This window comes from Wolbachia endosymbiont (group B) of Erebia ligea, assembly GCF_947179575.1.
GTDB classification, from domain to species: Bacteria; Pseudomonadota; Alphaproteobacteria; order Rickettsiales; family Anaplasmataceae; genus Wolbachia; species Wolbachia pipientis_C.
In genome coordinates this window covers 606902-626439 of record NZ_CAMXBW010000002.1, presented here as the reverse complement: position 1 = coordinate 626439, position 19538 = coordinate 606902, and the positions used below count along the sequence as shown (strand labels likewise).

20 protein-coding genes and 2 pseudogenes are annotated in these 19538 nt (G+C 33.3%); 15 read left to right on the top strand and 7 right to left on the bottom strand.

All coding sequences use genetic code 11. The features are described from left to right. Nucleotides 1–62: 62 nt before the first annotated feature. On the bottom strand, nucleotides 63–260 hold the full coding sequence (locus tag OM962_RS03640; protein ID WP_264330842.1) for a hypothetical protein: 198 nt from the start codon (nucleotides 258–260) through the stop codon (nucleotides 63–65). Between the two features lie 386 nt (nucleotides 261–646). Between OM962_RS03640 and OM962_RS03635 the strand changes: the two genes are divergently transcribed. Continuing rightward, the gene (locus OM962_RS03635; protein ID WP_264330841.1) at nucleotides 647–1537 is read left to right on the top strand and encodes a hypothetical protein; all 891 of its coding nucleotides are present in this window, start codon (nucleotides 647–649) and stop codon (nucleotides 1535–1537) included. A 489-nt stretch (nucleotides 1538–2026) separates the two neighbouring features. On the opposite strand, the gene OM962_RS03630 is transcribed toward OM962_RS03635, so the two are convergent. Both OM962_RS03630 and OM962_RS03625 read right to left on the bottom strand, forming a co-directional pair. Then, the gene (locus OM962_RS03630) at nucleotides 2027–2326 is read right to left on the bottom strand and encodes a type II toxin-antitoxin system RelE family toxin (protein ID WP_264330840.1); all 300 of its coding nucleotides are present in this window, start codon (nucleotides 2324–2326) and stop codon (nucleotides 2027–2029) included. Continuing rightward, nucleotides 2310–2543 carry a hypothetical protein gene (locus OM962_RS03625; protein WP_264330839.1) on the bottom strand — a complete coding sequence of 78 codons (234 nt, stop codon included), beginning with the start codon at nucleotides 2541–2543 and terminating at the stop codon, nucleotides 2310–2312. Before OM962_RS03625 ends, OM962_RS03630 begins: the two co-directional genes overlap by 17 nt. A 217-nt stretch (nucleotides 2544–2760) precedes the next feature. On the opposite strand from OM962_RS03625, the gene OM962_RS03620 reads away from it, so the two are divergent. The 4 genes from OM962_RS03620 to OM962_RS03605 all read left to right on the top strand — a co-directional run bounded on the left by OM962_RS03620 (nucleotide 2761) and on the right by OM962_RS03605 (nucleotide 5216). Beyond that, nucleotides 2761–3108: an IS630 transposase-related protein gene (locus OM962_RS03620; protein ID WP_213864026.1), complete on the top strand. Its 348-nt coding sequence runs from the start codon at nucleotides 2761–2763 to the stop codon at nucleotides 3106–3108. A gap of 10 nt (nucleotides 3109–3118) precedes the next feature. Beyond that, a complete protein-coding gene (locus OM962_RS03615; protein WP_319606753.1) occupies nucleotides 3119–3556 on the top strand; it encodes an IS630 family transposase in 438 nt (145 codons plus the stop codon). Between the two features lie 70 nt (nucleotides 3557–3626). Further along, nucleotides 3627–4859 (top strand): IS256 family transposase, encoded by a 1233-nt coding sequence (locus OM962_RS03610; RefSeq protein WP_264330447.1) that lies wholly within the window; start codon nucleotides 3627–3629, stop codon nucleotides 4857–4859. A 9-nt stretch (nucleotides 4860–4868) separates the two neighbouring features. Next, nucleotides 4869–5216, top strand: a complete 348-nt coding sequence (locus OM962_RS03605) for a hypothetical protein (RefSeq protein WP_264330838.1) — start codon at nucleotides 4869–4871, stop codon at nucleotides 5214–5216. Nucleotides 5217–5904: 688 nt separating this feature from the next. On the opposite strand, the gene OM962_RS03600 is transcribed toward OM962_RS03605, so the two are convergent. Continuing rightward, nucleotides 5905–7047, bottom strand: coding sequence for an alpha/beta hydrolase family protein (locus OM962_RS03600; protein ID WP_264330837.1), 1143 nt, complete (start codon nucleotides 7045–7047; stop codon nucleotides 5905–5907). A 68-nt stretch (nucleotides 7048–7115) separates the two neighbouring features. On the opposite strand from OM962_RS03600, the pseudogene OM962_RS03595 reads away from it, so the two are divergent. Beyond that, a pseudogene (locus tag OM962_RS03595) lies at nucleotides 7116–8165 on the top strand (phage terminase large subunit); the annotation flags it as partial. A gap of 95 nt (nucleotides 8166–8260) precedes the next feature. Here OM962_RS03595 and ltrA read toward each other — a convergent pair. Beyond that, nucleotides 8261–9964, bottom strand: a complete 1704-nt coding sequence (ltrA, locus tag OM962_RS03590; RefSeq protein ID WP_264330835.1) for a group II intron reverse transcriptase/maturase — start codon at nucleotides 9962–9964, stop codon at nucleotides 8261–8263. Between the two features lie 504 nt (nucleotides 9965–10468). Between ltrA and terL the strand changes: the two are divergent. Together terL and OM962_RS03580 are read left to right on the top strand one after the other, a co-directional pair. Further along, nucleotides 10469–10822, top strand: a pseudogene (gene terL / locus OM962_RS03585) (phage terminase large subunit); the annotation flags it as partial. 130 nt (nucleotides 10823–10952) lie between these two features. Beyond that, entirely contained in the window at nucleotides 10953–11474 is a 522-nt protein-coding gene (locus OM962_RS03580) for a pyrimidine dimer DNA glycosylase/endonuclease V (RefSeq protein WP_264330834.1), read from the top strand. Nucleotides 11475–11678: 204 nt separating this feature from the next. Here OM962_RS03580 and trmB read toward each other — a convergent pair whose 3' ends face one another. Next, nucleotides 11679–12323, bottom strand: coding sequence for a tRNA (guanosine(46)-N7)-methyltransferase TrmB (trmB, locus tag OM962_RS03575; protein ID WP_264330833.1), 645 nt, complete (start codon nucleotides 12321–12323; stop codon nucleotides 11679–11681). A 103-nt stretch (nucleotides 12324–12426) separates the two neighbouring features. Here trmB and OM962_RS03570 point away from each other — a divergent pair, with 103 nt between their 5' ends. From OM962_RS03570 to OM962_RS03560, 3 genes are read left to right on the top strand one after another with little or no spacing between them, the layout of a single operon-like run. Then, nucleotides 12427–14079, top strand: coding sequence for a 30S ribosomal protein S1 (locus OM962_RS03570; protein ID WP_264330832.1), 1653 nt, complete (start codon nucleotides 12427–12429; stop codon nucleotides 14077–14079). A gap of 19 nt (nucleotides 14080–14098) precedes the next feature. Continuing rightward, nucleotides 14099–14377 (top strand): HU family DNA-binding protein, encoded by a 279-nt coding sequence (locus tag OM962_RS03565; RefSeq protein ID WP_006014469.1) that lies wholly within the window; start codon nucleotides 14099–14101, stop codon nucleotides 14375–14377. Nucleotides 14378–14420: 43 nt separating this feature from the next. Beyond that, entirely contained in the window at nucleotides 14421–14738 is a 318-nt protein-coding gene (locus OM962_RS03560) for a cell division protein ZapA (RefSeq protein ID WP_010404232.1), read from the top strand. Here OM962_RS03560 and OM962_RS03555 read toward each other — a convergent pair. Further along, nucleotides 14716–14982 (bottom strand): succinate dehydrogenase assembly factor 2, encoded by a 267-nt coding sequence (locus tag OM962_RS03555; RefSeq protein WP_010404229.1) that lies wholly within the window; start codon nucleotides 14980–14982, stop codon nucleotides 14716–14718. The genes OM962_RS03560 and OM962_RS03555 overlap by 23 nt on opposite strands. 99 nt (nucleotides 14983–15081) lie before the next feature. Between OM962_RS03555 and rseP the strand changes: the two genes are divergently transcribed. Genes rseP through fabZ form a run of 4 tightly spaced genes read left to right on the top strand, consistent with a single transcriptional unit; the run spans nucleotide 15082 to nucleotide 19532 of the window. Beyond that, nucleotides 15082–16197 carry an RIP metalloprotease RseP gene (gene rseP / locus OM962_RS03550; RefSeq protein WP_264330831.1) on the top strand — a complete coding sequence of 372 codons (1116 nt, stop codon included), beginning with the start codon at nucleotides 15082–15084 and terminating at the stop codon, nucleotides 16195–16197. Between the two features lie 7 nt (nucleotides 16198–16204). Then, a complete protein-coding gene (gene bamA, locus OM962_RS03545) occupies nucleotides 16205–18535 on the top strand; it encodes an outer membrane protein assembly factor BamA (protein ID WP_264330830.1) in 2331 nt (776 codons plus the stop codon). Next, nucleotides 18536–19096: an OmpH family outer membrane protein gene (locus OM962_RS03540; protein WP_264330829.1), complete on the top strand. Its 561-nt coding sequence runs from the start codon at nucleotides 18536–18538 to the stop codon at nucleotides 19094–19096. A gap of 4 nt (nucleotides 19097–19100) precedes the next feature. Next, the gene (gene fabZ / locus OM962_RS03535) at nucleotides 19101–19532 is read left to right on the top strand and encodes a 3-hydroxyacyl-ACP dehydratase FabZ (protein ID WP_264330828.1); all 432 of its coding nucleotides are present in this window, start codon (nucleotides 19101–19103) and stop codon (nucleotides 19530–19532) included. Nucleotides 19533–19538 lie beyond the last annotated feature (6 nt).

The following is a 19538-nucleotide window of genomic DNA, read 5'->3' as shown; positions in this document are numbered from 1 at the left end:
TAAAGTTTCTTGCCCTAAACAACATCCTGCAACTAGACCAGCAACTAAACCAATTCCTACACCTATGCATCTAGGTTCATATTATTACCTCTTCTAGATTTTATGTTATGACTAGTATCATGATCTCCAAAACCAAATTCTTTGATATCTTTTCTTTCTTTTATAAAATCGATAAGCTCACATATTTCTTTGTTACTTGTGTCGTTACGCAAATCATATAAATTTATAATACCATCGTTTACATATTTTTCAAAGTCCATTTTATTTTTCCATACTATTAGAATATATTTTTACTACACTTAATGTCTTAATAGTTGGTAAATTCCCATATAAGAATAAGTAGATAATCTTACCACTATAGGTGGGACTAAAGCGCTATAAGATTAAATTCCTGAAAAATGTTGGTAAGAAGAGCTTTTCCAAAAACAATAAAGTTAAGAGTTGAAGAGATAGTAAAAGAGCGACTTACAGTTAATCCAATTGATTTTGGTGAATCGTTTTGTTACAAACTCAAAGGATACAGAAAACTGAGAACTGGCGATTATATGGGAGCTTTCTTGTGAAAGCTCTTTTGCATAAGAGATTTATAATTGACCTAGAAGGTCAACGCTGATATACCTTTATATAATTTAATGCGTGGAGGTATATGTTAGGTAATCCTAAAGGTCTAATTAAAACTATAGGTTCTCTTAGTCAAGAGACAGGTGAGAATTTTTATTTGTGCTTAAAGGATGAGTTCTTTAAAAGTGTAAGCCCAGATAGTAAAATACTTATAGATTCTGAAGAGAAGAACGAAGAAGTTAGTATTGATGATGATAAAGTGTGGTTTAAACACTTTTCTACTGTGGTTCCTAGTGAAGAAGGGCAGCAACAGTATAGATATGAGGTTAACGGCAGATATGAATACAAATATGCTAATAAGTACGATAGCAAAAATATTGTAGGCAAAATTGCTCAAAAAATTGCACAAGGCGTAAATGAAAGTATAAAAGACAATACTTTAGAATATGTAGGAATTAAAGAAAGTAGAAAGAAAGGTAAGATTAAACCTGCACTCAGAATTATGCTCAGCGATCTTACAAAACCAGTAAATATGGTTGATATTCTAAATAGTGATGCATGCAGAAAATATAATGTAGATGGAATTACATTATTACTGCCTAATCAAAGTAAGTGTGAAACAAGAGGAATACGCTGCAGAGTTGATGAGAATGGAGTAAGAATTTATGAGGTGGCTAATGGTTCATATGATATGGATTTAACGTGGTATGTTGAGGGAAAAGAGTGTAAAATAAAAATTATCATTAGGGATAATGGTTCTGTAGAGTTTATTGAAAGCAATGGTGTCACTTGGGATCAATTAGCTGCACATAAAGAGGTGAAAGTAGGAAGACAATATGAAGCAAAAACTCTATATGACGCATTGTCATATTTAAAGCAAGAAAGCTCTGAAGTAATAAAAGCTTCATGTCAGCCTCCAACAAGTGTGGAAAGCATCCAAATCACTACGGGAGTTAACAGACAAGCAGCTATTTAAATTTAGAATTTGAAATGAAGCCTTTTTTCAAAGGCTTCATTTCAATATCCTGCCAGTATCAACCTGATAACGCACAGTGACTTTGCCGGTTGAGCCACTTCTATTTTTTGCAACGTTTATCAAAAAAACTCCGTAAAACCCCATCCTTCAGGGCGGGGATATAAGGCGGAAGCGGACCGAATATACGCCAAACTATAATAGATTTAGCGGCAGGGCATGCCGTGTTATGCCTGTGGAGGGGATAGTGCATTTAGCCTCCCGATGAAGCAGGAACCCGCCGAGATGATTCAGACTTCGGTCTGAACGTGGTAGGAATCCTTGCCCTTTAGGGCGGGGAGGATGTCAAATTATATATAAATAATATAACTTATAGTGGGGGGTACCCCAAAAAAATGGTTTTTTTTGAGCTGAGCAAAGCCGCCTAAGGTGAAGAGGAAGGAGAGCTGTATAATAATATATTTATAATTTACTTACTTAACGAAACAGAGTTTATTGAAGAACATAGTTATTTAGTACTTTAAGAGCCTTCTCGTAAATAGTGTCTCTATGTCCTATTGTAACGATAGTTACTTCATGTTTTTTGGTGTCTGTATAATACATGATACGATAGTCGCCAACCCTTAGTCTTCTGAACCCTTTAAAGCTATGATATAAAGGCTCACCAAGATTAACTGGATCGACTGTAAGGCGTTCCTGTATTGCTTTATTTACTCTTGATTCTATTTTTATCGGTAAAGCTGGAAGATCTTTTTCAGTGACATTCTTCAAAAATTTAATCTTGTAATCCACTTGATCTCCACTTTACATCTTTGTAATCAACTGTTTCTGCACCTTCAATATCATATTGATCAGCAACTACAGATAGTAAAAAATCTTCCATTTCACTATCTATTGCTTCTTTAAGTAGTTTTTCTGCTAATGCTTGAGCAGGTTGCTTAGTAAGTTCAGATAATTTAGCAAGATGCTGTAAGGTTTCTTTACTGAAAGCTAAATTAGCGTTTGCCATAAGTTTTACCAAGTTCTACTACTGTATAATTATACAATATTTTCCTAAAATTTTCAATAAAGAATTATATCGGAAGAATGGATCAGGAAGAAGGGCTGTATAATGTATATTTAATGTTTATATTTATTTTTTATAAATATCACATCTATGTCCTATCTCTGTGATATAGTATTTCCTAAAGTAAATGATAAAGGTATAATAAAGTATTTGAGTTATAATGGCATATAGTGTGGATTTAAGGGAAAAGGCAGTATTGATGATAGAAAAAGGTAAGACAAAGGTTGAGGTAGCAGAGCTTATGGAGATAGGAATAGCAACTCTGTACCGTTGGTTAAAAAAGAAAGCTGCTGGTGAAAGCCTCAAGCCATCTAAAAACGGTAGCTTTATTCGAAAAATAGACCCCAAAATACTCGAAGAATATGTTACAAAGAATCCAGATCATACTCTGGCAGAGATGAAACAAAATCTTGGATTTGGAATAAACTCAATTTGGTATAGACTAAAACAGCTAAAAATTACTTTAAAAAAAAGTCACACTATATCAAGAGCGCAATCAAGAAGATAGGGAGCAATTTATTGATAAAATCTCAAAAATAGACCATTCCAGCATCTTATATATAGATGAAGCAGGAGTTGATAATAAGTTATACCGAGAATATGGACGCGCTCCAAGAGGAAAGAAAATTTATGCAGATATTCCAGGGAGAACTCGAGAGAGAATCAGTATAGTAGCCGGGTGGATTGGAAAGAGATTTATTGCACCAATGACTTTCAAAGGTGGGTGTGACAAAGAGGTATTCAATACATGGTTGGAGAAGATGTTATTACCTAAATTGCCACTTGGCACAACTATAGTTATGGATAATGCTACATTTCATAAGACCACTAAAACAAAATCATTAATAGAGTCTTTTGGCTGTCATTTGCTGTATCTTCCAACATATTCACCAGATTTGAATCCTATAGAATACTGTTGGCATACCATCAAAAGCCGCCTCAGACCTCTCATGTAGGGAACGTTCAAAAAAGTGTGTCAAACCGAGAAGTAAAGTAATAAATTGATATAAAAAATGGAGGTTTGATATGAGTCAAGCAAATAGAACTAATGGGTTGGTAGATTATAAAGAATTAGAAACAAATATCCTGTCATCTATACGAGAAGGAAAACCATTGACAGGAAAAGATGGAGCATTAACACCGTTTATAAAAAGGTTGCTAGAGGCAAGTCTGGAAGGTGAAATAGAAAACCACATGTCAGCTAAAAGTGAAGAAAATAACCGAAGAAATGGGAGAAACGCAAAAACTTTACGCACGAGTGGAGGCTCATTTGAGCTGCTAACACCAAGAGATAGGGAGGGAAGTTTTGAACCACAAATAGTTAGAAAAAGGCAAACAAGCCTACATCCAGAACTTGAAGCAAAGGTATTAAGTACATACGCCAGTGGCATGGGATACAGAGACATAGCTTCACACGTTGAGGAAATATATGACCACAAAATATCAGCAGCAGAGATATCCAGTATTACTGATAAACTGCTACCAATAATCAATGAATGGCGCAGCCGTCCACTGCAATCAGTATATCCAATAGTGTTCATGGATGGCATGTTTTTTAAGGTTAAGGAGGATGGACATTGTGTAAGCAAGTGTATGTATAACATATTAGGCATAGATCAAAATGGCAGAAAAGAAGTATTAGGTTTTTATTTGGCTGAAAGTGAGGGAGCTAATTTCTGGTTGGGAGTGCTAAATGACCTCAAAGAAAGAGGAGTAGAAGATATTCTAATTGCCTGCATTGATGGGCTAAAAAGCTTTTCTACAGCTATAAATAGTATATTTCCTAAAGCAGAAGTACAACTATGTATAGTGCATCAGATAAGGAATTCACTGAAATATGTATCTAGCAAAGATGTAAAAGTTTTCATGAATGATTTGAAAAAAATATATCGTGCTTCAAGTAAAGAAATTGCCGAAAATTATTTGCTTGAACTGGAGGAAAAATGGGGCGAAAAGTATCCATTAGTCATAAAATCTTGGCAGAATAATTGGGAAAATTTGTCCAGTTATTTTAAGTATTCAGGTCCTGTTAGGAGGCTAATTTATACCACTAATCCTATTGAGGGACTGCACAGACAGATTAGAAAATTTACTAAAACCAAAGGCTCATTTACTAATACAAATGCCTTGTATAAACAGGTATATTGTGCTATAAAAAAAGTAGAGCAAAAATGGGCTATGGCTTTACCTAATTGGGCTTTAACTATATCTCAACTTGATATCTTTTTTCCTGATAGATTAAAAATTGAGTTGAATTAAAAATACGGTTTGACACACTTTTTTGAACGTTCCCAATATAAGCCAAATTTCTGCAAGTTACTTAACGATAAACCATCTTTTTTTATTGCAAAAGGAACTACTAATCAAGATTCTTCAGGCCACTGCCCAGCTGATGTATTTGAATTAACAAAAAGTGGAAAAGGTAAGAAAATGGCTACATTAATTGATCAATTTGGCGTTTTTAATAAAGAGGGTAAGTTTCAATATTGTGATTACCATAGAAAAGCAGATTACGATATTTATGATTCTTATAAAATTAATAAAGAGTACACAGCAACAGATGAATTTCTCTTCAATGATGACATAGTTCTTTATACTATTCCAGAGCTATCTTAACCACACACAAAGTATATTTGAATTGTTTCAATAATTGTTTTAAAATCGAATTGAGTAAACTTTCAAGCAGTGTAAGAATGTATTCTTTTTAGTTTAGATTCGCTACCATTTTACCGCTCGTTAGTACCGCAGTGGTTTTGTAATAGAACACAAGCTGCAAAAACTTAAGGAAAAATGGGTCAGTGCTTGACACTGGCATCTAGTTCTTTCCATCAAAAATGCTGTAAAGTGTTCACCAATTTAGTTGGATACCAGTACTGGGATGATATTATGAAGACCTAGCAGTTTATGACGGTGTCATTCCAGCGCGTGGCGCTGGAATCTAGTTCTTATTACCTGAGTCTTCTGGGTCCCAGTACTCGTATGACAAGAAAAGGGAGTATTGGTTTCAGCATTAGCCATGCATCTGGATCCCAGTATCAAGTACTGGGATGACAAGAGAAAGAGAACACTGGGATGAAATTATGAAGGCCGGGATAAACACTATGAGGACTGGAATGACATTATGAAGACCTCTAGCAGTTTATGACGGTGTCATTCCAGTGTGGAATCCAGCTTTTTTGTAACTTCATTGAAAATATCGTATAGCTATTTGTTCACAATTAATTCTTCTGGATCCCAGTACTCGGATGATAAGAAAAGAAACACTGGTTTCAATATTTGCATGCATCTGAACAGATACAGATGGCTAAAATATTGAAGAAAGCATACGCGTCAAGTTAAGAGCAACTAGCCTTCTTTGACTTGTTAAGAAAGGTCTTTTTTCCCCAGATTCTATTATCACATGCTGAAATGACATCAAAGGATGCTCTTGCTTCTTCATGTAATTATGCAAAAAGTCCTTTGAATTTTTGCAGCTTGAAAAATCTTTATAAAATTTACTTTCTTTAAATGCTTTAATCTTCCCTTCATTATTTAATGAGCCATATTTAGAAAAATATTCATCTGTAATGTGAATATATAAACTAATCAACTCAGGAAAAGTGTAATCAGTTTTGTTGGAAGACTTTAAACACGTAATTGGCAATTTATGTATATCTTTATCAGCTTTTTTAGAATCAATACATTTATCATTCTTTCTTAATGTTGTATGCTGCTTAAAAAAGCCTTCATATTCCTCAAAATCTTCAAATATTTCTTTCTTTTGATAATCTTTCCTTCTACCGCTTTGATCTATTTTTTCTATTTCTGTTGCAAGTTGCGCTGGCTGTTTTATCGTTTTATCTCCCTCTCGATTAAAGTAGATTGTATAAGGAGTAATTGAATTTACGATTTTATATGTCTTCCAGTGGCAGCCAAAAATCTTTAGTACCAATTTGATTATCGGAGCAAGAAAAATTTTTAATTTTGCTATGAATCCAAAATAATAAAGAGAAGCTTGTTTAAGTGAACTTGCAGCATTGCTAACGATGCATCTTAAATGTATATCCTTACACTTAAAATTTTTATGAACCTCTGCAGCCACATGTCCACCTAGGCAGTCTCCAAACAATATAATATCATCTGGTTTTATACCTTTTTCCAACAAGTTAGTTACAACTGCTATACCAGATTTAACTCTATTGCTACGTATCAATGAACTGTTTTTACTTAAACCAAGTCCAGGATAATTAAAAAGATGTACAGTTATCCCTTGCTCTGTGGCCCAATTCCAATTTTGGGAATAATCTTTACTAGGACTTAATGCTCTATTTCCGCCAATAAAGTATATCAGATGTTTTTCACCTTGATTACTATTTTGATTTTTACCAAGAAGCGTAATTGTCTCAATTTTCATCCCGTTTTGAGTTTTTATAAATTCTTCTTTAGTTCGTGTTTTAATTTTTCTCATATTTCAATCCTCACTATCCTAATTTAATAATAAATAAAATCTTAAAAAAATCAACAAATCTTAATTTTATGAACAATATAAACTTTTCAAAATTTATTGAACTATGCTTTCAAACGGTAGTGCCGGGGTGTGAGTATAACAATTATCAGTATATAAAAGTCATAGCAGATAGGCTTGAAGCAGCAAGTGCAGGTGAAGTGAGACGAATAATATTCAATATGCCGCCACGTTCAATGAAGTCCATTTGTGTAAGTGTTGCATGGCACGCATGGATACTTGGGAATCAGCCAACTGCAAGAATAATAGTTGCAAGTTACTCTCGGCTGCTTAGCGAAAAGCACTCACTCGATACCAGGTGCATAATGCAATCTGATTGGTATAGAAAGCTATTTCCGAAAGTAGAATTATGCAAAGATCAAAACACTAAATATAAATTTCAAACAGTGCAAAGAGGATGTCGAATTGCAACATCAGTTGGGGGAACATTAACCGGTGAAGGTGGAGATTTCATTATCGTGGATGATCCACTAAGTCCCGCACAAGCTTTGAGCGAAACATTTAGAAAGCGTGCTGCAAACTGGTTTGATCAGGCTTTAGTAACCAGGCTCAACGACAGAAAAAAAGGAGTCATTGTTCTTGTAATGCACAGGTTACACCTGGAAGATTTAACTGGTCACCTCCTCTGTAAACCAAAAAACATATGGCACCATGTATGTTTACCAATAATAGCTGAAGATAAGGAGATTATTTATTCAGTTAATAATCATATTCCAGAGCATGAACAGGAAATATACTCAAGAAAAGAAGGTCAATTGTTGTATTCCCTAACTGAAGGAAAAGAAGAAATTGAGATGATAAAAGCTGAACTTGGGAGTTATGGTTTTGCTGCTCAATACCAACAAAACCCTCTACCACTTTCAAGTGGTATAATTAAACGAGAGTGGTTGAAGCGCTATAAAAATTTTCCTGATAGCCTCTTGCATGTAACACAAAGTTGGGATACTGCAATTTCAACAAACAATACAAGTGACTTTAGTGTCTGCACTACCTGGACAAAAGTAGATAATACATTCTATTTACTCGATGTATATCGCGCAAAACTTGAATATCCAAAACTGTTGTCTAAGTGAAGAAGGTCGCCCTTCCTCACTCGACTGCAAAACCGTACGTGAGACTTTGCGCCTCATACGGCTTCTCTCTAATTTGGTGCTTTTCATGCACACCTCCTGTGTAATTCATCGTGACAATGTCCATGTAACAAAGATAAGTTTGTGATCATATTGTTTCGTCTATTCCGGTCTTTGTGATGTATTTCTATTATATCATCACTTTTAAACCATAGTCTACAATTATCGCATTTACTTTGTTGCAACCTCAATAATTTTATTACTCCTAGTGGCTTATCTGGTATTTTTCTCAGACGTTTACCCCAATATACCCAATCACCATCATATGGGGATCTGGTTTTTTGCACTTTGATATGTCGTTTAATAACATGATCGCTGTGTATAGTAAGACGTACCTTGTTACTTGTCATAAAGCGCCAGTTTTCGTTATTATACTTCTTAAAGTACTTTCTTTTTATCCAGCATCTCCCTTTGTTTGGGTGCCTAAAAACTGCCCACTTCCAGAGTTTTCTATGCATAATATTATCCAATGAGCTAAAGATTTTACATGAAACTACCGAGGAGTAATATTGACTCCATCCTCTGTTTATTGGATTGAGATCCTTTATCACCCGTTCTTGTGGTGCTCCACGCATTTCTCTGAGTTTATGTTTAATAGCTAGTGTATGCTGTTTTATAGAATTACGACTTGGTTTGATTAATAACTTGTAACCTTTCTTACTTTCTTTTATTGGATATTGTCTTATTGAAAATCCAAGAAAATCAAATCCTGGTTTTGTTTCGTCAATGGTTCTTAATGTATGAGAAACTCTTGTTTTAGAGGGCTTTAATTTTAGTCCAATGGTTTCTAACCATTCTTCAACTAAAATTTTTGCTTTAAGAATAATCTCTTCGTTTTCATGTATGATGACAAAATCATCACAGTAGAAAATTACACTAATAGACTTTTGCGCGTTTCTATGCGATATCCTACCATATTTTCTTTTCATGCATTGAAAGAGTTCGTTTGTTAATGCTTTTTTGACATGTTGCTCTAATCCGTGTAATGCAACACAAGCTAGCAACGGTGAGATCGTCCCTCCTTGAATTGTACCACGTTTTGTGGATTGAAGCTTTCCATCTTCCATAACACCAGCTCCTAACCATCCTTTTATGATTTTCTTTAATGTTGGTGTGGTATTGAGCTTTTCAAGCAATTTATTATGGTTAATATTGTCAAAGCATCCAGAAATATCAGCATCTAATACATATGCTGTTTTCTGTTTTAGCACATCAAATATGGCTTCAATTGCATCATAACATGATCTACCAGGTCTAAAACCATAAGTGTTTGGCTCAAGTTTTGCCTCCCATTCTGGTTCTAAAGCCATTTTTACAAGTGTTTGTTTTGCTCGACACGATATAGTGGGTATACCAAGTGGGCGATGCTCCGATGGCTTACCAGATTTTGGAATCCAGACACGTCTTGATGGCTTTGCTTTTTCTTTTATATCTAAAGAATATGATAGTTGTAATCTTTCTTTTTGATTAAGGTTAGCTTTTCCATCAATACCTGCAGTCTTCTTCCCCCTATTGTCCTGTGTTACTTTCTTAACAGCGAGTGTTTTTGCACTTGTTGATTTGAGTAATAATCTCTGAAGATTATGCATCTTTTTGATATCATTACATTTAGAAGCTTGGTAAATTCGTTTTTGTAGCTTAAATGAAGATTTCTTTAGCTTGCGCCAAGGAATTCCATTCCATTCATACCTAACTTTTTGCTGGTCCATAACATATTCACTACTATTCACCACTTTACCTTCCAAATTAAAGTGTTTACGTCTGCATATCCCAGATATTACTTTGGGCATTAGCTTCTTAAACAATCCTTCCACATAGTAGCTTGTGGCTGGCTACTTACTTATATTTTAATGAATATAAGAGCTTCTATGTGGTTACTCTGTTCCATGGCTTCGTTTCACGTTAAACTTAGATTCCTACTATTTGCCGGAAGCTTGGAACATCAATAACTAAAGTCTTCAATCTTTAGTTCCCTTTTTGCTTCGTACCATTTTGGTCTATGCGTAGTTCAATCTCTTTTCGCATATTATGCTTTGACGACAATTCAAACATAGGTTTCTCTCGTAATCATATCTAACTCTGTTTGCAGGGATTCACCACGAGATTTAGTGTTACCTGCTTTTATCTCATGCTTGCATCCCAGAGGTTGCCACTCTTTGAAATGTGAGATATACATTATCCCTGATGTCTGGGAAGATGGAATTTAACCACCACAAAACCATGACCTTCCAGGTCGCACTAAAGAGAAAGTTCTATCGCTGGCTGCAAGGTGGAAGCCACACGCAATTTTAATCGAAGCAAAAGCAAGCGGTCAGCAATTGGTTCAGGAGCTCAGGAAAAACAGTGATTTACCTATTATTCAAATAGTACCACATGATGACAAATTAACTCGATTTCACCGAATTGTCCCAATTATAGAATCTGAGCGGGTTTTTCTCCCTAACCAAGGAGTATGGCTTAGCAACTTTGAGTATGAGATTTTAATGTTTCCAGAAACCCGTCACGACGATCAAGTAGACAGTACCGTGCAATATCTTCAGTGGGTGAGAAACAATATTGCTAGAGTGGTAGCTATACGTTCATTGTAGCTTGAAAAGGTTCCTCGGAATTGTGTATAATTTTTTTAACTGAGCTTATTTAACTTATCCATTTTCTAAATGATATTTTAGGGTTTATTGAAATAAATACTACGCAAAAATTCTATCTCTGGGTGCTTAGATGAATATCTTTATATTAGACGAAAATCCTGTAACTGCAGCACAAATGTTATGCGATAAGCACATAGTAAAAATGCCGCTAGAAACTGCTCAATTGCTTAGCAGTGTTTTTTCAATAGCATTAAAAGAGCCAAATCCTTTAGTTAGCATTACAAACCAGAATATAGAAGTTCCATATAAACTTACTCACAAAAACCATCCTTGTTCTTTATGGGCTAGACAATCAAAAGGAAACTTTGATTGGTTAATAAAACATGGAAAAGAATTGTGTATAGAATATAGCTTGCGATACAAAAGAACGCATAAATCCGAAGAAGTTATAGATTGGTGCAATAATAACAAGGATTTGCTAATATTTCGATCAGCTGATATACAAGCTTTTACACAAGCGTTACCTGATCGATATAAATGTAGTAACCCAATAGAAGCCTATAGAGAATATTACCTAAAAGAAAAGATGAGATTTGCTAAGTGGGAAAAAGGTAGAGAAGCACCAGATTGGTTGCTAGACAAAATGCTATAGATTATAAAATTATCCAAATCGGTCATAAAAAAGGTAAATTGAAGCTACAAAAGCAATGCTGGCTGATAATGTTGATATTTATCAAGTTTATTGATCTTCCTAGTGAGATTAAAGAATTTAGTGAACTGTTATTTCCAATACATAATGGGCTACTTGCACTATAGAATGTCATGTACACATCTGTACTAACAAGTAGAGGTAAATCTAAGTCAGTTTAGATATAACACTTACTTTAAAAAACTTTATTTTACGCTGATATTCTAGCGCTTTTCTGTGGTATTTTGTTGGGGTATAATTTGCAAAACTATCTTCCTTATAAGTTAAAGAGTTACACTGCTTTATATGTAACTCTATCCACTCTGCATAATCCTGATGATCAGTTGCAATAAATATTTCCCCTGTGACAAGTATTTTTTTTGCTAATAAATTTAAAAATTCCGTATTAATTAACCGTCTTTTGTTGTGACTTCTTTTCGGCCATGGATCTGGAAAGAGAATAAAGAATTTTTCAACACTGTGGTCAGGAAAATTGACAATTAATTCTCTTGCATCTTCTGTCCATATTAAAATATTTTTTATGCTGTGTGCTTCTATGCTTTTTAGCAAGGAAGAGACCCCCTTTAAATAAGGCTCACATCCTATAAATAATAGATCAGATTCATTGAATGCCTGATGGAGCATATTTTCACCATTACCGAAACCTATTTCTACCCGTATTCTTTTTTGTAAGTCTACGATCTTTTTTATAGATTCCTTGCTGTTTTTAATAGAATACTTCTCCAAAACATTCAACTTCAACCTAGATCTTCTGGAAAATGACCTAATCCAATTATTATTCCTAGATAGCATATCTTACATAACTTAATCTTTTATAGCTTAAACAATTCTCGAAATGAATTAATGAGAATTTACTTGTCACTAATTATTAATATTATATAATATATGAGTTCTAATGAAGTTAAAATTAAAAGGTATGGAAAGTACAGTTGCTATCAAGAGACTATTATCAAATAGGTTCATAGAAGAGATATTTCAAGATCAATTTGATAATCAAGATAATGACTTTTGTGAAGATTCTTTTGCTAACAAAATCAAAGAAGGAGATGTGGTAGAAGGTATAATCACAAGAAGAAATTCTAATGACATTGTGGTTGATGTTGGTTTAAAGTCAGATGGAAGAATTCTGATTAAGGAGCTCAGTTGTAATGATGATATCACTGTTGGCTCGAAAATTAGAGTTTATGTTGAAAGAATTGAAGATTACCATGGTAATGTTGTTCTTAGTCGTGAGAAAGCAATCAGAGACGAAAAATGGAATAAATTGGAAGAAAGCGCAGTTACAAAAGATGAAGTAACAGGAATCATTAAACGCTCAATTAAATGCGGTTTTATTGTTGATCTTGGTGATGGAATAAGTGCGTTTTTACCGCTGAGTCATGTGGATTTGAAGCAAATAAAAGATGCTAATCACCTTATTGAAACTGAACAAAAATTCATCGTGCTTAAAATGGATAAGAAGCAGGGGAATATTGTAGTATCAAGAAAGCTGGTATTAGAGAAATTGCATGCTGGTGAAAAAATTAAGTTTTTAGAATCTTTAAATGAAGGTGATGTAGTAGAAGGCAAAATAAAAAGCATCACTAACTACGGTGCATTTGTTGGCATTCATGAATCAGATACAGTGGGAGTTATAGATGGGCTGCTACATATTACAGATATCTCTTGGAGTAATGTAAGTCATCCATCTGCAATTTTTTCTTGTGGTCAGCATATAAAAACTAAAATTATAAAAATAGATAGAGAAAATGGAAAAATCTCCCTGGGTGTAAAACAATTAGGAGCCAATCCTTGGCAAGATCTAGAGTCAAAATGTCCAATTAACAGCGTACACAAAGGATGTGTAACGGGTATAAAAGATTGTGGATTCATTGTTGAGATTAAACCTGGGATTGCGGGTTTGGTACACTCATCAGAAATAACTTGGAGCAAGAGTAATTTACCAATTAGTAGTTTTGTAACAATAGGACAAGAAGTGGATGTAAAAATTCTCGGTATTGACATTATTAAAAATAAGATGAGTTTAAGCACAAAAAGGTGCGTAGAGAATCCTTGGCAAGTATTTATTGATAAATATCCCCTTGGTTCTATTGTTTCTGGTAAAGTTAAAAGCAACAATGGTTCACAAATATCTGTGACTTTTGATGATTCTGAGATATCTGAGGATGTAGAAGGAACAATTTATATGCAAAATCTAAGTTGGTCCAAAAACAATTCAGATGAAATAAAAAAGTATAATGTAGGTGATGAAATAGAAGCAAAAGTGATAAGGGCTAACGTAGATCGAACAAGAATTTATCTTGGAGTAAAGCAAATAGAGTATGATCCTCTTGAAGAACTGATAGAGAAAGTTAAAGTAGGGGATAAAATGCAGGTTACTGTAAATAAGAGAGAGGAAAATGGTCTAATCGTTGAAATTGAGAACAATGTAACCCTTTTAGTAGATCAAGAGCATTTACCAGAAAATAAAAAGTTTTCTATATCAGAAAAAATACAAGTGGAAGTAGTAGGTGTTGAAAAATATAATATCATATTATCTGCCAAATAACTTCTTGTGCTTCATATAAATGGCAACGAAATCTGATATAACAGCAAGAGTGGCAAAAAAACACCTTTTGTTAGATAAGGTCATTATAGCAGCCATAGTTGATATTTTTTTTCAAGTGTTTTCAAACACGTTGAAATATCATAATAGAGTTGAAATCAGGGGGTTTGGTTCTTTTTCAATTAGAAGCTATAACTTGAAAGAAGCAAGTAATTTGACGTCACAGAAGGTTGCAAAACATCAATACTTTAAAACTTATTTTCGTAGCAGTAAAAAGTTATCCCTCTTGATAAATGAATGAAAATCTATATTGTAGATTTGAAAGTTGTACAATATAGCATCATATGCAAGTAGTAGAAATAGTTATACATAATAACACATATAAAATATCTTGCGAAAGTAAAAAGAAGGACCATTTATTACAACTTGCTAATAGCTTCAACAAGCTAGTTAGCTCCATATCTCAAAGAACTGGAGGTAAGGGCTCAGATGCATTAAATTTCTTACTTGCAGCATTGACTCTCGAAGACAAAATTTTAGAATTAACAAAGCGATTAGACGAAATAAATCAAGAATGCAAAAAGTATAGGGAGGAAAAAAGAGTAGAATATGCTGAAGTATTAGATAGGGTAAACAAGATTATTGGGTGCATAAGTGATTAAAGCAAGCAATCAAATCGACTACCTCACTACTCAAATCAGGGGGGAGAAGTTTCTTACGAGTTATGTAACAATATAATTCGCAATCATCAAGATCAACTATTTTTTCGTATTCAATTAGTTCACTTAAGGAAAATTTATCAAGATATTTCAATGCAAAATGCCCTAAAAGTATATCAGTTTCTTTACAACCCCTATGCCAACTCCTATACATCAGTTTTCTTCTTAATAAGGAGATATCTATCATTGTCATTAAACTTTTTTTTAATTTAAAGACTAAACTAAATACTTGTCAAGCAAGGCGCATTTTAATATACTCAACGTTTGATTAAGATTTAAAACATAGGTGGAATTAATTTCTCATCAACTTAGCGCTGGAATATATTATTTTTTATCGTTTTCTTTAATAATTTCTCTCATAGTATTCGTGCATGAATGTGGGCATTATATTGTCGCTAAAGCATGCAAGGTTAAAGTTGAATCTTTTTCTATAGGCTTTGGTCCTGAAATTTTTGGTTTTAACGACAAGTCTGGAACTAGATGGAAATTAAGTGCCTTTCCATTGGGTGGCTACGTTAAAATGTTAGGGGATACTAATGCAGCAAGCGTTCCTGTTGATCAACAAAAATTAACTGAAGAAGAAAAATTATACTCATTCCATACAAAACCTCGATATCAAAAAGCAGCAATAGTTTTTGCAGGGCCTTTTGCAAACATGATATTTACCGTTATAGCTTTCACAATATTTTTCAGCGTGGCAGGTTATTATCGTACTCCACCAGTAATTGGTAATGTAATTGAAGAAAGTGCAGCAAAGCAAGCTGGCCTATTACCAGGTGACACTATTACACAGATCAATGAGTACAAAATAAAATACTTTGAAGATATTTCACGCGTGATAATGTCCAACCCTGAAACAAGAATAGAAATTAAGTATAGCAGAAATAACGAAGAGTACAGAACTATTCTAACTCCGTTTATAGTTGAGGATAGAGATGTCTTTGGTAACATAATAGAAAGAAAAACTATAGGAATTACCTCAATTAATATGATAGGGTTAAAACAGTCATCTTTTCTTGGAGCTGCTAGCCTATCAGTGAATGAAACTTACCACACTATGTGTTTAACAATCAAAGCACTCTTTCAAATTGTTGTTGGTAAAAGGAGTATAAATGAAATAGGTGGGCCAATAAAAATTGCAAAATATTCAGGGCAATCAGCTAAAAAGGGACTTATTATGGTTCTATATTTTATGGCAATTATTTCAGCTAATTTAGCTGCAATTAACTTGCTGCCAATACCACTACTAGATGGTGGGCATTTATTTCATTATATTATAGAAGCAGTTATACGTAGAGATTTGAGTTTGAAATATCAAAAATATGCAGTCACTTTTGGTGCTACCATACTGTTTTTGTTGATGGCAGTTGCAATCACAAATGATATTAGGCATCTTTTTTAAGATACATATGAAAAAGTTATTTCACATACTAATAATATTTATTTCTTTTCCCACTCTACTTGTTGCTCTAGAAAATAAAGAAAAAGTACAGATAAAAAATATTAAGTATATTGGCAATGAGCGAGTAAGTGATCAAACAATAAGGTTTTATACAAAATTAGAACCAGGTAGTCATATAAATGATGATGATGTAGATTCAGTTATAAAAGATTTATACAAAACAAAGTTATTTGCTAGTATTAACGCCTATATCGATGATGAAAAAAACTTAGTAGTAAAAATTCATGAGAATCCATTGATTAACAAAGTAATATTGAAAGGCAATAAGTTATTTAACAGTAAAGAGTTGCTAAATAACGTTATCCAGTCAAAATCACTAACTATTTTCACTGAAACAAAATTACAAAACGATTTAATAAATATAGCTACTCTTTATAGGAACAGTGGTAAAATTGGTGTTAAAATTGCATATGAGCTAGATAAGCTTGGTAGCAATAGGATAAACCTAATTTTTAAGATAAAAGAAGGAAGAACGTCTAAAATTAAGGGTTTACGATTCATAGGTAATAAAAACTTTTCAGCAAATGAGCTAGAGCAAGTTATCAAAAGGCATAGCAATGATATATTTAGTAAGTTATTTAGAGCCATTTTTAAAAGAGGAACTCATTATTCACCTCAATATCTACTGATTAACACAGAACTGCTTGATCGCTTCTATTCATCTAAGGGATATATTCAAAATAATATCCAACCAATTGTTGAGGTTGATAATAACAACCAAATAGAGTTAACTTTTTTGATTGATGAAAAGCAGCAATACTTATTTGGAAATAATGAAGTTGATATTGAAACTGAGATTCAGGATTTAAGTTTAAGGGAAGAAATATTAGAATTTATCAAAGAGGAAAATAATCAAATATTTAATAGAGTTAAAATTAACAATACAGCAGAAAAAATAAGTAAACATTTAAACGAAAAAGGATATATATTTGCAAAAGTTAATCCAGAATATACACAACATAACAATATTGTGGATGTAACTTACAAAGTGCTACCAGGTAAAAAGATTTATATAAACCAAATTACCATTGATGGCAATGACCGCACTTTAGATAAAGTAATTAGAAGAAAACTTAGCATGGCAGAAGGCGACGCATATAACACATCTGAGATTCAAAAATCACGTAGAAAACTTATATATAGCGATTTTTTTGAAACAGTAAAAATAAATAGTTATATAGTGGATGAAAATGCAGTAAATCTTGATTTAAATGTCAAAGAAAAAAGAACTGCCTCGTTATCTTTAACAGGTGGCATGTCTCTTCCTGGTGGAGTATTTGTTAAAACCGATTTCACAGATCGTAATTTATTTGGTAGTGGTAAAGAGGTATCTTTTGCTCTTGAAAAGAGTCAATATGTTCTTTCTACTAGTATAGACGCTGTTGAAAATAATTTTAACGACTCTGATACTTCACTAGGCATGAGTATTTTTTATGAAAAACAAGACAAACCAAACACTACTTTCGATACCTGCAACTGGGGAGGAATAGCAAAAGTATCATATAAAATCTCAGAAAATCTAACCAATTCCTTTCAATATTCTTATAAGTATAATCACATACACATGGACAATAAGGGTGGAAAAGATGAGGATATCTCTGAGATAATAAGAGATCAAGAAGGTGAGTATCAGGTTTCATCAGTGGGATACACGTTAGCGTACAATAAACTGGATAACCTCTATACTCCTAAAGAGGGATATTTATTGCGCTTAAATCAAGATATTTCAGGATTGGGAGGAAATGTAAATTTCCTAAAATCTGAGTTTTTGTCTTTTTATACACGCCCTATACTAAGCAAAATTGATGATGATATAACACTGCGCTTTAAAATAGCAGCAGGTCATATTTTCTCTTATACCGATAAAGAGCTAAATATTGGACAGCACTTTTTTAAAGGTGGTAATGAAATTAGAGGATTTGACCTCTCTGGTATTGGACCAAGAGCAAAAGATAAAAATGATAGCTCGTTAGGAGGTAAAACTTATTTTAATTTAACACAGCAAGTAGATTTTCCATTACCTAAATTATACGACTACACTGGTATCAAAGGCTCACTATTTGTTGACTATGCAACACTTTTTGGTTTAGATGAAAAAGAGGTATATAGTGGAGAATATTACGATAGTAAGCTTATAAGAGTATCACCAGGTTTTGGCTTTTCAATGCCTTCTCCTTTTGGTAGAATTAGATTAGATTTTGGGTTTCCTTTAGTAAAGGAAGCTTATGACATAATACCATCGACAAACGTTAAAATTTCTATTGAAGCGGGGATTTAAATGAAATATATACAGTTATTTACATCAGTTATTGCCTTAATTATTTCCTTATTTGTGGGGTATAAGTTTGTAGGGTATCAACCTCAGAGCACGCTTAATACAAAGGCTGCCATTATTGATAGTGATAAGGTTATCAATGAATCTCTGGCTCTGCAAAATATACAACAACAAATAAAGGAGCAGAATTCTAGATTACAGAAGGAATTTGAAAATGAGTTAGAAAAATTTAAGCCATCGAAAGAAGAATTTGACCTTTTGTCAGAAGAAGCAAAAAAAGAAAAGACAGAACAATTTAGTAAGCATACTGTAAGTGTTAGGGATAATTACGCTAAGAAAATTTCACATTTAGAAGAAAATTATAGAGAAGCAGTAGAAAGTGTCTTTAACAAGATAAAAGAAGTTGCTAAAAAAACAGCAGAAAAAAACAACATAGATTTGGTACTATTTATTTCAAAAAAGAATCAAGTTTTATATTCTATGGATGAAGTAGATTTATCGGATGTAGTATTAAAAAATGTAAACAAGGAAATACCCGAATTTGCTTTGCAAAACATTGAATAGACTTATGCAATGTAATATCAATGATATTATAAAAATACTACCACATTCTTATCCTTTTCTCTTAGTAGATAGGGTTATAGAATGCGATCCTGGTATGAGTATAAAAGCAATTAAAAACGTGACTTTCAACGAGCAATTTTTTATTGGTCATTTTCCTGGCCATCCGATAATGCCAGGAGTTTTGATAATTGAATCTTTAGCTCAGGCATCTGCTATATGTGTTCTCGATAAAAAAACAGTAGAAAATAAAGTTGTATACTTTATGTCCATTGAAAACGCAAAATTCAGAAAGCCAGTCACTCCAGGAGATACCTTAATTCTTCAATCTAACTTTGAAGGTTTGCGTTTAGGTGTATACAAATTTAAGTGTGTTGCATCTGTTGGAAAAGAAGAGGTTGCAGGAGCAACAATCTTAGCAAAACTGCAAGATAAATAAAATCTT